This is a genomic window from Nocardia sp. NBC_00565, from assembly GCF_036345915.1.
In the GTDB taxonomy this organism is placed as follows: Bacteria; Actinomycetota; Actinomycetes; order Mycobacteriales; family Mycobacteriaceae; genus Nocardia.
This window is the reverse complement of sequence record NZ_CP107785.1, coordinates 7,698,076-7,710,552: the sequence shown is the minus strand read 5'-3', so window position 1 is coordinate 7,710,552 and position 12,477 is coordinate 7,698,076. Positions and strand designations below refer to the sequence as shown.

The window sequence follows — 12,477 nt, the reverse complement described above, 5'->3', positions numbered from 1 at the left end:
AGGATGGTGACGACCGGATATCCGGCATTCCGCGTGTAACCACGAATGGATACATCATGATCACTTGGGCTCTGACGACCGTCATCACCAGTACCGGCGCCGAACGAACCGTGGACGGCCACTCCGACGACCGGCCCCGCGCAGTGCGCGCGGTCACGGCTGCCGCGAGGACCGCTGTCGCCAATGTCCACCACAAGGACATCCTGCCCATCTACGTACTCACCGTCGAACGGCAGACCATTTCAATCTTGTCCACCGGTCGTGATTCACAAGGGAAACCTGACCGGTATGCCCTTCTGGCTGCGATAGACCAGATCGAAGCCCGATCGACCACCTAGACGCGGGCATATGAGCCCCCAGCCGTCAGGGTGCGTCCGCGAGCATGAGCCTTTGGTAACTTTGCCGCGCTGGGAACCCAGAAGACCTGCGGGAGCGCGCACCACACTGCCGCACCCAAAGGGCGACATCGTGCGAGACGCAGGAGACAACGGCCATGACCTTCGAAGTCCGGGTCGAGCGGCGCGACGGCCGGTGGGCACTGAACTGCGACGACGTAGGCTCCGACGTGCTCGCAACTGTCGTGCGGCTCGCCGACGCCGAAAGCGTCGCACGCGACCGGCTCGCCATCGTGACCGATATGGCAGCGTCCGCAATCGAAGTCGAGATAGTTGTCCAAGACGTCGGCCCCACGCCCAATCTTCAGCAGCGATCCGCAGCTCTGCTCGAAAAGCGGGCCCTAGAAGCTTCATTGAAGAAGCAGATCGCCGACGAGACCGACGCCCTGGTCCGCGAACTCGACAGCGAGGGCATCCCCGCCCGAGACATTGCCACGCTCACCGGGGTCAATCACCAGCGCGTCAGCCAACTGGTGAACCGCAAGTAGCGCGGCGACGTACGGAGGCCCGAACCGGAAGGGGATCTCGGTTCGGGCCTCTCCGTGCATGCTAGTCCTCGACGATGCCCGTACGTCGTAGTTGCGACCGCCTGCTGAACGGAGACTCACTCCGGGGCTACGAGTTACGCACTCTCACTGGCAGTTCGATCCGCGGTACAGTTGACCGAAGTTCGACACAACGCCGACTGGGGAGGTCGCCGTGCAGCAAAACCAATTGGACCTGGAACGTCAGAAGCTTCGCGCCATGATCACTGTCGGCGTGGCCGAGGGCGACCTCGCCAACGCCTGGAGAACACAGCTTCTTGCGGTCCAGAAAGCTGCCGCCAACGAGGTGACTGCCGCACTGGCCGGCCTGCAAGCTGCCCGGCGCGACGGAGGCGCAGATCTCATCGCCCAGTGGCGTCACCGTTTCGACTCTGCGAAGGCCGGCTTGATGCAGGTATCGGATGCGGTCTTGAAGGAACTACGGCAGATTCGCTCGGCAGAACTTACCGGCCATATCGAGCGACTTGATCAGATGCAGCGCACCTGGTCAGTACAGCAGCAAGGCTGACCAGGTCGGACAGAGTGCCCCTACCGCTCACTCCCCGCCATGCCTCCGACTGGCTAGAGAGGTGACCTCCAACGTTCTGGAGGACCGGCACTGGTAGTGCCGTCTGTCGATGTTGTCATCGACCGACCCACGCAGGAACCCGAGCTGTCGACATTCCTGCCTTAACCCGGGACTGGGGACCCTGCGCGGGCGTCGGCATCTGACCGTCCCCGAGCGCTCGAGGACGCTGCCTAGTTTGCCCGCGAAGCGACCGCGACGACCGCATCGAAGATATTTCAAATCTGCGCATCGCTCCAGAATTCGCACCCACAGTGAACTCGATATCAAGGACCCCCGCGAAGCGACGGCTGCTCGACGCTGCCTCCGGAGACACCTTCCCGGAGCGCGCCACCGACCAATGGGGCCGCCCTAAACGGTATTGATCGCGCCGGGCCGAATAGGTACATAGTCCGTCGGTGGCGTTGAACACCTTGATCTTTCGAGAACTCCCCGAGATGGGCCCCCGCGTTGCGGTGACATGCGAGCTCAAACGGTCGGTCGCTATTCCAGTAGCCCTCCGGTAAGCCCGTCGGTGATCATCGTGTCGCGTTCGCCTGGAGTTGCCCAATGGGCTTGGCTGCCGCCGAGCGACTTGCCGACTACCAGGATGTTGTCGAAATTCTCAGCGACACTTCGCATGTGGGTGATGACAGCGACCAGTCGGCCGCTAGCGGCTTGGCGTGTGAGGGCTTCCATGGCTTCGTTGAGTGCGTTTGCGTCGAGTGATCCGAATCCTTCATCGAGGAACAGGGCTTCGATCCGCCCGCCGCCGCGTGAGGTGAGCTCGACAAGGGCTAGCGCCAAGGCCAGGCTGGCGAGGAACGTTTCACCGCCGGACAGGGTTTTGACGTGGCGCGGCTGTCCGGTGTGGTTGTCGATGATGCGGAAGTCGTCGGAGAAGGCGAAACGATCGTGGGTCATGTCAGCCAGGACACCTGAGGCGATGCCGAGTAGGGCCCGTTGTCGACGTTTGACGGCGGCTGCCATGAACTTGCCGTCGGAGAGCAGGGCTGTGAGTTCCTTGAGGCTTTCGATCGCTGGTTCGATGCCCGTGATACGCCGGTCGAACTCCGCACGAAGTGGTTTGTCGGTGCGGGCTTTGGTTTGCGACTCTTGTGCTTTGAGCACGCGTGCCCGCGTATCGACCAGCTGTTCGGTCAGCTGCTCCCGGCTGTTGACGTCGATGTCAGCGAGTGCGCTAGTCATGGATGTTCGTGCGTTGATGGCGATCTCGTCGTGAGCCGCTGCCGCCGTGTTGCACCCTTGAATGATCTGTCGAACCGCGGCGGTGACTTCCCTAGCCCACTGAGCGTCGGTTGTTACGGTCGGGGGTTCTGGGCGGTGCGGTAGCGGGATGGGGTTGGTCAGATGTGTTGTCGTTTCGGCGCGGTCGGCCAGGGCGTGGATTGTTCGCGCTAGCCGTGTGGCGGGCTTGTCGATCTTGTTGTGAATGGACGCGGTGAGGGTGTCTTTGGTGTCGCGCAGTCTTTTGCTGTGTTCCCGTGCGGATTTCAGTGTCGCTTCGGTGTCGGTGAGTCGGCGCTGGTGGGGTTCGAGAAGGCCAATCGCGTGGTTTATGGAGGTATCGCTCAGGTCGTCGCTGATTCGGTACCTGGTTGGGACTCTGTCATAGGACCTGAGCGCAGCTGTGCGTCGTCGGTCCAGCGCTTTGAGGGATTTCGCCAGTTCTTGCTGACGGTTCGTCAGTCCCGTTTCTGTACTGGTGATCTCAGCTTTGTCCTGTGTCTGGGCGACCAGAGCTGCCTTGGCGGCGTCCTGGGCTTGCTTCTTGGCGGTCTCTGCCTCGTGGACCGTGTATTGGGTTGCGGCAAGCAGCGTGTCGTCGGGTTTGTCGAGGTCAATGCTTTCGAGGACAGCACCGAGCGCCTCGATCGCGGTGTTGTACTCGTTAACCGTGGTTTCTGTGGCAGTGACGGCTGTAGCCAGATTTGCCTGGGTGGTGCTGTGGGCTGCCTCGGCGGTGGTGAGCTTTTGCGCCGCAGTTTTTGCGCGCTGTTTCGCCTTGGTCACCTCGAGTTTGGCTTCAGCGATGTCGGTGGCCATGAGCGCTTGGAAGTCGTTGGGCAGAGGCCGCACGCACACAGGGCAGGGGTCACCAGGCCCGTGGTGCGCAGCAGCGTGGGCTGCGGAGTTCTTCCGGTTCGCAGCGGCCAAGATCCCCTCGGCATGATCGACGTGTTCGTCGGCTCGAGCCGACGCATGCCGGGCGTCGGTCAGAGCTTCGGCATTGCGCTGCACAGCACGGCGAGTAGTGCATTCGTGAGTCGAAGCTGCGGCGGTGTTCTGTGCCGCGACTCGCACATCGCGCAGCAACGATCGTTGCAGCTGAAGGGTTTTCGTGGCGTTGAGTAGGTCGGAATCGGTTCTGGTCGCCAGTGACTCCGCCTGTTGGCTTTGGTGCGCCAGTACGGCGTGGACATGTTTGCGATCTTCGAGCTGCGCTCGTTCAGCCTCGATGGCTGCCGCCTGGGTATGGAGGCGCACGTGGTCTGACTGGATCTGTGGAAGCTGGTCGAGGAGTGAGCGCAGCGTCGCGAGCAGCGCGGCGGCATCCGAGGTTCCGATTCCGTCGCGCTGGGCATCATCGAGAACGGTCTGGAGTTGTTCCTCGTGTGCGGCGGCTTCGGTCGATTGTTCTTCGATTGCCGAGAGCTCAGCGGCCAGTTGGGAGCCCAGTTCGATCAGCTGTTGATACTGCTCCGTCATTGCGTTGGGCACCTTGTCGTCCAACTGCGTTGCAGTCGAACGGAATTCGCTGGCTCGCCGTGTCGCCTCGGTGTGAACTGTCAGGGCCTCAGCATGTTTCTTTCCTGCGTGGTTGAGGGCGGTGATCTCCTCTGCGAGTTTTGACAGCGCGCATGTTGTTTCGTGAATGACGCGGTCGGGGTCTGGGATGAGGCTGCTGCGTTGTTGTTGGAGATTGATCAGGCCGGGGAGCAGCTGGTCGTATTTTGCTCTGGCCCGGTCGCGGATTTCGGTGATCTGCTCGAGCCCGAGGGCTGCTTTGAGGATGGGCGTCCGGTCGGCTTCGTTTGCGCGCAGCAGGTCTTGGAAACGTCCTTGTGGCAGGACAACGGCTTTGAGGAATGCCGGGTAGTCGAGACCGACGAGGTTCTCGATCTGAGCGTTGACAGCGTGTGCGGTGTCGAGGTCAGGGGTGTCGTCGTCCAAGCAGGTGAGGTGGTGGTTCGCTGGTGGATAGGGTTTGGCGGATGTGGTTCGGGTGACTCGCCACGTCTTGCCGTTGGCCTGGAAGGTCAGTTCGGCCCGGACTGTCCCGTCGCCGCCGTCGGCGATGAGTGATTTGGCAGCTTTGGTGTTCCAGGTCGGTCCGCCATACAAGGCGAAGCACAAAGCCTCGAGTATCGAGGATTTTCCGGCGCCGGTGTCGCCGATGATCGCCATCAAGCGCACATCGGTGAAGTCGATCTCTTGCTCTGCCCGGTAGGTGCGCAGGCCCTTGAACTTTAGTGTCAGAGGTCTCATCGTTCGTCCCTTCCGGTCGAAAACTCGGTATCGATGTCGGGTGGATCTGTCAGGAGGTCTTCTTCGGGCAACACGAGGGGGCGTTCTTCCTCAAGGCTGGTGAGTATCTGGCCGAACTTGCTGTGCAGGTGCTCGGCTGGGACTGTGCTGCTGCCGCGGACGGTGAGGTAGTCGCGGAACAACTCACGGAGGTCGGGTTCGGCATCGTCGGTGACGGTGTCCTGGGTGAGTATTTCCAGTTTCTGGTCGGCGCAGTCTTCGTACACATCGAGGACCGTCGCGCGGGGCAGCAGGGCTCGAACCTGTTCGGACAATGTCGGTTCGTGGGTTGGGGTGTGAATGGTGATCAGGCACAGTTCCCGACCGATCGAGGGTGCCTCGACGCGCAGCTGCTCGAGGGTGCCCTCGAAGCGCCGCAGCGGTCGGCCGCCGCTGAGCCCGACGAGGTCGACTTGGGCTGGCTGTCCGGGGTGCAGCTCGACCATGACGACGCTTTTGCGTTCTCCGCATTCGCCGAAGTCGAGCGGGATCGGCGATCCCGCATAGCGTCCGGTGACGTTGGTGTTGGGTAGCGGCTGGGGTTTGTGGATATGCCCGAACGCTGCGTAGGCGACAGAGGGGAGATCGTCTGGGTTGGTGGCGTAGTAGTCGGAGGTATGGGCCGGGCGTTCACTGCGGGCGAGGTTGGCCCCGCCGATGTGCAGGTGCGCGGCGAACATGGCGATGTCGCGGCTGTCGTCGAAGTCGCGCAGCAGTTCCTCGGCTAGATCGCGCTCCATTTTGCCCACGGCCTGGGCATAGGCGGAATGCCATCGGTCGGGGTCATCGAATCCGTCGATGTGGTGGCTGGCCGGTATGAACGGCAGGACACCCAACCGCAACACCGTGTTGTCAGGGCCGGGAAAGTAAAGTACTCCACCATCTTTCGGGTCTCGCGGGCTGTCGATGAAATAGATCCGGCTGTCGGGGGCGAGAGTTTCTGAGAAGAGCTGGAACAGCTGGGGTGAGTCGTGGTTGCCACGGACCACGACTACCGGTGCCACCGCTGCGAGCTCTTTGAGAGCGGTGATGGCCTTCCTCAGATCGGGGTAGGCCGGGCGAGCGTGATCGAACAGGTCACCCGTATGCACGATCAGGTGCGGCTCGCGTTTGCGGGCGACGTCGATGATCTCGGCCAAGACGATGTCGTGGTCTTCGGCGCGGGAGTGCTTGTAGAGGATTTTCCCGAGATGCCAGTCGGATGTGTGCAGAACTCTCATGATCTCTTCCAAGGATGTGCTGGCGGGGGCTACCGCAGTGGGATGGAGCGATCGAGCAGGGTTCACCGACGCAGGTAAGCGTCGGTGGGGCTTACCGTGCGACGCGGACGGAGCGCAGATGGGTGAGCATGGCTTGGTTTGCTTCCCAGCCGTCGGGGAACTTGGCGGGTACGCCCAGGTGCATTGGTTCACTGGGCGGGTGTGCGTCGAGTAGTTCTTGGATACCGGCGCGGGCGACCACGATGCAGGCGTGGCGGTGGCGTGAGGTGAGCACGCACAGACGCCCGGACTCGAGGTGGAACGCGGTGGCGTCACGGCGTCCCGATAGCGGATGCAGAACCAGCACGAGGTCGTATTCGCTGCCCTGGAGGCGATTTGCGGTGTCGACGCGGACCGAATCGGCGCCGCAGCTGTGGAGCGCTTGCCGGATCGCCGCAACCTGATCGCGGTGCGCGGCACCGATGGCGATCCGCTCGGCGGTCACCGCCGTCCCGTCGGGGTTGCGTTCGGAACAGGCGACACCCCCGCGTTCGAGCACCCGCGCGGCCAGTTCGGTAATCGCCTGTACTGCTTCGGTATCGGTGCGCAGCGTGTGCCTGGCGGGGAGTTCGTGCAACGCCCATCCGGTCCGGGCAGCCAGCTCCAGAGTGTCATCGACAGGGCCGCCGAATCCGCGGGTCTGGAAGCTGAGGTGTCGTTGGTCGGCAGTCGTGGCGGCACGAAATCCGGTGAACGGGTAGAACGCCGAGGACACGACGGGTGCGGCAGATGCAGGCAGACGCCAGGACACCGGCAACTGGTGGACGGGCAGATTGGGGTTGTTGCGCAGCATCGCCGCGACCGCGCTTTGCATCGGGTCCCACGTCAGTCCAGCCCAGCGGTTGACCTCGATGGTCGAGAATGGGTCGAGCTGGCCGGGGTCGCCGACGAACAGGGCCCGCTGGAACCGCGGGGCCACCCGCAGCAGCATGTCCGAGCGCATCTGATATGCCTCGTCGATGATGGCCCACGGCCACGGATCGCCGGTGACGTGCACCCATTTCGCTGCGGTCCCGATGGTGATTTGCGTGTCACTCAGGCGCGAGACTTGCTCGGCAACAACAACATTGGGGTGCAAGACTCGTGTGGCAGGAACATAGCTGTTCGCGGAGAGCCTGCCTATTCGTACCGTCGGGGCCTCGCGCGCCATGCGGTCGACCAGATCGTCGACCTGCTCGTTGGTTTGAGCGACGACCATGACGCGATCCTGCGCCTGCGCAATATGGATGGCTGCCCGGACAACCAAACTCGATTTGCCCGCCCCGGGCGGAGAGTCAACGACGACACCACGATGGGCACCTACGGTGAAATCGGACAAAACAGCGGCGATGACTGCCTCGGCGGCGGTGGCGGTATCGGTTGTCACGACCAGTCCTCGTTCGCATCGTTGCTGGTGGGGGTCGGCTCAGTTGGTGGGCCACCATGGGTCCATGGCGTGCTATCCCGGGTGGGAAATGATCCACGTGGCTGATAGGAGTCGCTGAGGGTGCTGAAGCAGACACGCTCGTTGACAGCGGGGATGCTGCCGACCGGAGCGATCCGGCTGCGGCCCATTCCCCCGGCAAGCTCGAGTGTGACCTCCAACCCGTGGGGCACCTCATCGATCGACACGACGGTCGCTTGCTGACGCGGACGCGTGGAATCGGTCAGGGGCCCGTCGCCAGGAACCAGCCGCACCGGATCCTGGGTGAGAACCGTGATCACAGGCCGCAACACGGCCTGACGTCCCGATCCGACGCGCCGGTCAGAGGCCACCGCGGTGACGACACCGGCGAAAGCTTCACCGGTCAGCCGGAATTCGGCCATAACAAGGGGGTCGTCGAAAGCACGTTGTGCGTCGTACTCTGCTTGCAGACGTTCGAGCCAATTGAGCCGATGCGCCGCAGCTACCGCGCTGTCTCGTTTGGGCTGTGGCCGCCCTCCCGCGGCCACATGGGTGTTGAACTTCTGGAACGCGTCGATGTCCTTCGCCCACCGTTGCGCGACATGAGCGCCCGGTCGAACGCACCGCAGCTGGTCGACGGCACGCCACATCAGCTGCCAGGTCGGGACGAGTTGGCTACGCACCGCGGTTTCGATGCGAGTGATTGCTCGTCGGCGCTCGTGGTCGCTGGAGGCGCGATCATACTCAACGATGCTGGGCGCCAAAACCTCTCGATCGAACATCGGATCGGTCGTGGGCCCTGCCGGTGGCCATAGCAGGGGATCTTCGGCCTCGAGCGCGGACTGCGCGCCGCCGGAGCCCGAGTGCGGTTCGATCCACCCCAACAGGGCAGCAAGGTTTCCGTCCTCGAGCCCGCTCTGCCCGGTCGCCCAATGCTGGCCCAGAGCATCGGTCGCCGCCATCAGCAGCGATGACCCAGGATGCTCGGCTTGCTCGGCGAAAAAGGTCAGCCAGGTACCCAATCGGGGCACGGCGACACCGACAGCATGCGGGCCGGTCGTCGAACGAAACCGCGTGGAACGCCCCAATAGGTTCAGGAAACCGATCCCGGCTCGGTTGGGCACCCACAGTTGCGGTGCGTCGTCGGCGCACGAACCGGCCTTGCCACCAGTCGAACCCACATACGTCGCACAGTAGTGCAGCAATGCCATCGCGAAGTGCTGGGCGAACTCGATCCGCAGGTTCCGGTCGCGAGGCTGCGGAACCACCCACAAACGCGGTGCGTCGCGGTCCACGCCGACCATGACGGCCAGCGGTGCGTTCGCCTCGCCCGCCAAGGTCAGCGGTACACACACCATCGGCCGGTCACTGATATGGACATGTCGGACCGTGGTAATCGGCTGCGCGCAATCACGGTCGACGGCGTACGCGCGCGCCAGTGAGGTGAGGGTACTCATGCGGCACCGTTCAGGCACTGATGGCGCAGGAGATCGGCCATCCGCAACACCTCGGCGGCCTCACGTTCGTGCTCACCGGGCGGAATCACGCCAGAGGCCAAACCGATTGCCGCAGTGACAGTCTCGATACCACCGAGGTCCTCCTGAACCGAGCGGCCGAGCGCTGCGGTGTGTCCGCAAGCACCGGAGCGGCAGAAGAACGCCATCTCGCAGGCGGCCAGACACTCCGGCGCATACCGTGCAGGCACCAGCTCCAACGCCTCGCACAGCTCGCCGACCGCCCGAGTCGCCACACCGCCGTCGTCGAAACGAAGATCGAGCGTGAATCCCACCGGCAGCGTCGACACCACCGTCGCGACGTCGGCAATCCGTGCGAGCTGCCGCTCGAGGACCGTCAGCTGCTTGCGGACATCGATCCGCGCCGCCGTCGGCCGGTTCGAAAAGTCCTCCGGGCACACCAGGAACACTTCATGCGACACCATCGCCGGGTCCACACCGAGTTGCTGCAACAACCGACGCAGCGCCAAGACATACACTGCCGACTGTGTAGCCGCAGCCGCGACCTTACTGGGGTCCGCTCGCCCGTCGATGATCGGAAACGACTTGATCTCCACGACGTGGAACTGGTCCCGCAACCGAAACGCGACGAGGTCCGGTTCCAGATAGACCTCGCGGCCCGCGATGGTCATCCGCAGCAACGGGTGATCGAACAGGGTGCCTGAGTCCTCACCGGAGCGGGCGGCGCGCGCCAGCAACTGGCGCGACCGGAGATGACGCGCCTCGAGCGTCTCGTGGCCGGCCACGCTATTGAGATCGTCGTAGGCCACCTCGGGCAGCGGCAGACCAAGACGTTCTCGCAGCAGCCGCAGCAATTCGGCGCATCCGTTGGCCTTGACGTATGCCTCGAAGGCATTGCCGCGGGCAAGGCCGAACGGTGAAATACCGAACGGCGCAGGATAGCCGATGTGCTCAGCCAAAGCCTGCTTATCGACCGAGGACGCATCCAAAACTGCCCGGCGGGCACAGCCGGGATTACTCGTCAACGCGGCAATCGTCCTGGCATTGTGCTTCTTCGGCACGACCTGCCCGCGAATGACATCCAACCGAAAATCGGTGTCGTTCAATAGATCTTCCTTCACAACGGAAGCAAGCATGGATAAGGAAGTGTGACTGGTAACTCGATCAGTGTGCAGTTGTAGAGCGAGAAACAACCTTCAGCGACGAACCGAACATCTGCTCGATCTCGTCCAGCTGAGTTCGAGCTCGAGACGCGGCCTCTTCGCGATGGGTCCGATCGGCGTCGCGGTGGATCTCGAGTTCGCAGCGCCCCGCCGCTGCCACAGTTGCCGGGTCCACAGCGTCGAAAGAGGCTGCCGCGCCGGGAATGCTGGTCGCGAACCGCCACAGCAACCGCGACGCGGGCAACGTCGGCTCCGGCAGCCGTTCGATTTGCTCGGCGACCTGGACAGCCGAAATGAGGAAGTCGACACGCGCGCTGAGTGGACCAACGACTCGGCGATTCAACGGCCAGGTCGACACTGCCACCAGCCCACGTGCCGATACCAAGCGGTCAGCAGCCAAGGCGCTACATAGGTAGTACGGGCGGGCATGCGGCGAGGACCGGAACGAGCGTTCCTCATCTCGTCGCAGGCTAGCCAGCTGTGATCCGGTCAGCTCTCCGGCAAAGAACGCATCCTGCACGGCCGCAATCATTTTCGGTGCCGACGGCACGCTCAACAGGGTCAGCGCTTGGTGAACCTGATCGCGAATCGGCAGGATCGAAACCGGCTTGCGAGCATCTTCCGGCTCGTCCTCCGGGGCGGTCAGAGCAGCCAGGGCCTCATCCCATGCGCGTTCTGCACGACGCAGATCTGCCCGCAACTCCCGCGCACGCACCAAGTCACCGGACATCGCCGCGCGACGCACCTCGGTCCGAAGACCGTCGATGTGGCGCTCGAGGTTCTCCAGTGGCTCGGTCATGCGGAGCACTGTAGCAGGTCTCCATGATTTTCCAATAATTACCAAACTCTACCCTCGGTGAGCGCGATCCTTCTCGAGTCCGAGCGGGTCGACCTTGTGATCCACGGGAAGCCGAGAGTTCGTCTGCTATCCATTGCGGTCGTCCGCTCCGGTCGCTGCCCTCGGCCAGCGGCAGAATCAACAGCTCGTCGGGAGCAGAACCACCCCCGATCGGCTACACCGGGCGAGTTGTCGGTTCCGGGAGCCGATCAACGACAACTCCAAGAGTAGAGATCATCTCCAACAACCACCGCCGTACATGTCGCGCCCGGCCAACCCAAACGCCTGCGCGCACGCATCGGCGCAAGCTGTCGACACAAGCGTTGGTCACGACAATCCCCAATGTTCGGGTCGAACATCCATCACCTCCCCGCGACGATCCCCTTGGCGGGTCCGACACAGCGGCACGCACCGACAAACAGATATTCAGCGCGGCCAGGTTCAGAGGCCGTGGCCTACAGCCTCATTCGCAAGGACTTACACAGACGACGCCGGGGCGGAGATACTCGGGTATGGACAGCACTTTTCCGCGACGGTGAACCAGTTGGTCAACGAACCAATTGTCCACAGCCGCTGGACCGCACCAGTCAGCCTCGAATATCGTTGTCCGCCTGAGCAATCAGCCCGGTCAACGTGTTATTCAACTCGCGGGCCTCCGCCAGCGACAACTGAACGAGCCCACTTTTTGGATAGAGGAACACCGAGTACTCCGTGTCTCCAATAGGAGGGTCGTAGCGCTCCACGAACGCGGACACTGGTCCGTGCTGCTGCAACGCGATCTTGGCGTCTTTCCCCCTGTGACTTGTCCCGTCCGTGGGCTCGTCCAGCTCAATGTGGTCGTGACACCACTCCGGACAAGACTGGACAGCTCGAACGCTCATCGTTTGACTCCCCTTCATACGACGCTCCCTCTGTCAGGGTCTCACGATCGTAGCGCGCGGACGGGTCCGATGACCCGAACAGCAATGACACCGCCGTGCAGTGGAGGCGGGTGGCCAGCCGACTACATCATCGCCAAGGGGACATCGCGCCAATGCGTCGAAAGTCTCGGTGTGTCCGATGGGCTAAGTCGACCCCGGGCGAGATGCACGACGAGCAGAGCACGGTGCACGGGACTGTGAACGCGACGCTGTAGCCATAGAACCACCACCGCGTCGGCCTACGGTCTCCACGCCGAGCTGGATTGCGGCCCGCAACTGGCCCGCTTAGGAGACCCAACTTGCGCGGGAGATCTGTGAGTGGCAGTAGGGTTTTGAATACTTTCGGTGCAATATTCTCGGCGCGTGAGCGTGCGTGCCTCTGGCTGTGATTGGGGAGCGAAGCTA

Annotated in this window: 10 protein-coding genes; 3 read left to right on the top strand and 7 right to left on the bottom strand. The window is 63.1% G+C overall.

Annotated features, from left to right (window positions below; all coding sequences use genetic code 11):
• The first annotated feature begins 56 nt into the window (after nucleotides 1-56).
• From OG874_RS35565 to OG874_RS35555, 3 genes are all read left to right on the top strand, one after another.
• Nucleotides 57-338 (top strand): hypothetical protein, encoded by a 282-nt coding sequence (locus tag OG874_RS35565; protein ID WP_330251422.1) that lies wholly within the window; start codon nucleotides 57-59, stop codon nucleotides 336-338.
• 155 nt (nucleotides 339-493) lie between these two features.
• Complete coding sequence (locus OG874_RS35560) at nucleotides 494-883, top strand: hypothetical protein (RefSeq protein ID WP_330251421.1); 390 nt, start codon at nucleotides 494-496, stop codon at nucleotides 881-883.
• Nucleotides 884-1,094: 211 nt separating this feature from the next.
• Nucleotides 1,095-1,448, top strand: coding sequence for a hypothetical protein (locus OG874_RS35555; RefSeq protein WP_330251420.1), 354 nt, complete (start codon nucleotides 1,095-1,097; stop codon nucleotides 1,446-1,448).
• A 540-nt stretch (nucleotides 1,449-1,988) separates the two neighbouring features.
• Here the strand turns inward: OG874_RS35555 and OG874_RS35550 are convergent.
• From OG874_RS35550 to OG874_RS35520, 7 genes are all read right to left on the bottom strand, one after another.
• A complete protein-coding gene (locus OG874_RS35550) occupies nucleotides 1,989-4,994 on the bottom strand; it encodes an SMC family ATPase (protein WP_330251419.1) in 3,006 nt (1,001 codons plus the stop codon).
• Complete coding sequence (locus OG874_RS35545; RefSeq protein WP_330251418.1) at nucleotides 4,991-6,253, bottom strand: metallophosphoesterase family protein; 1,263 nt, start codon at nucleotides 6,251-6,253, stop codon at nucleotides 4,991-4,993. Before OG874_RS35545 ends, OG874_RS35550 begins: the two co-directional genes overlap by 4 nt.
• A gap of 91 nt (nucleotides 6,254-6,344) precedes the next feature.
• On the bottom strand, nucleotides 6,345-7,658 hold the full coding sequence (locus tag OG874_RS35540) for an AAA domain-containing protein (RefSeq protein WP_330251417.1): 1,314 nt from the start codon (nucleotides 7,656-7,658) through the stop codon (nucleotides 6,345-6,347).
• Nucleotides 7,655-9,133, bottom strand: a complete 1,479-nt coding sequence (locus OG874_RS35535; RefSeq protein ID WP_330251416.1) for a hypothetical protein — start codon at nucleotides 9,131-9,133, stop codon at nucleotides 7,655-7,657. The genes OG874_RS35540 and OG874_RS35535 overlap by 4 nt, the downstream gene beginning before the upstream one ends.
• Nucleotides 9,130-10,257: a hypothetical protein gene (locus tag OG874_RS35530; RefSeq protein ID WP_330251415.1), complete on the bottom strand. Its 1,128-nt coding sequence runs from the start codon at nucleotides 10,255-10,257 to the stop codon at nucleotides 9,130-9,132. The genes OG874_RS35535 and OG874_RS35530 overlap by 4 nt, the downstream gene beginning before the upstream one ends.
• A gap of 58 nt (nucleotides 10,258-10,315) precedes the next feature.
• The gene (locus OG874_RS35525; protein WP_330251414.1) at nucleotides 10,316-11,113 is read right to left on the bottom strand and encodes a hypothetical protein; all 798 of its coding nucleotides are present in this window, start codon (nucleotides 11,111-11,113) and stop codon (nucleotides 10,316-10,318) included.
• Between the two features lie 626 nt (nucleotides 11,114-11,739).
• Complete coding sequence (locus tag OG874_RS35520; RefSeq protein ID WP_330251413.1) at nucleotides 11,740-11,895, bottom strand: hypothetical protein; 156 nt, start codon at nucleotides 11,893-11,895, stop codon at nucleotides 11,740-11,742.
• Nucleotides 11,896-12,477: the final 582 nt, after the last annotated feature.

What these genes read in the sequence shown, in the direction of transcription:
- OG874_RS35565 (WP_330251422.1), top strand. Translation starts at nt 57, where the DNA reads ATGATCACTTGGGCTCTGACGACCGTCATCACCAGTACCGGCGCCGAA.
- OG874_RS35560 (WP_330251421.1), top strand. Translation starts at nt 494, where the DNA reads ATGACCTTCGAAGTCCGGGTCGAGCGGCGCGACGGCCGGTGGGCACTG.
- OG874_RS35550 (WP_330251419.1), bottom strand. Translation starts at nt 4,994, where the DNA reads ATGAGACCTCTGACACTAAAGTTCAAGGGCCTGCGCACCTACCGGGCA.
- OG874_RS35545 (WP_330251418.1), bottom strand. Translation starts at nt 6,253, where the DNA reads ATGAGAGTTCTGCACACATCCGACTGGCATCTCGGGAAAATCCTCTAC.
- OG874_RS35535 (WP_330251416.1), bottom strand. Translation starts at nt 9,133, where the DNA reads ATGAGTACCCTCACCTCACTGGCGCGCGCGTACGCCGTCGACCGTGAT.
- OG874_RS35525 (WP_330251414.1), bottom strand. Translation starts at nt 11,113, where the DNA reads ATGACCGAGCCACTGGAGAACCTCGAGCGCCACATCGACGGTCTTCGG.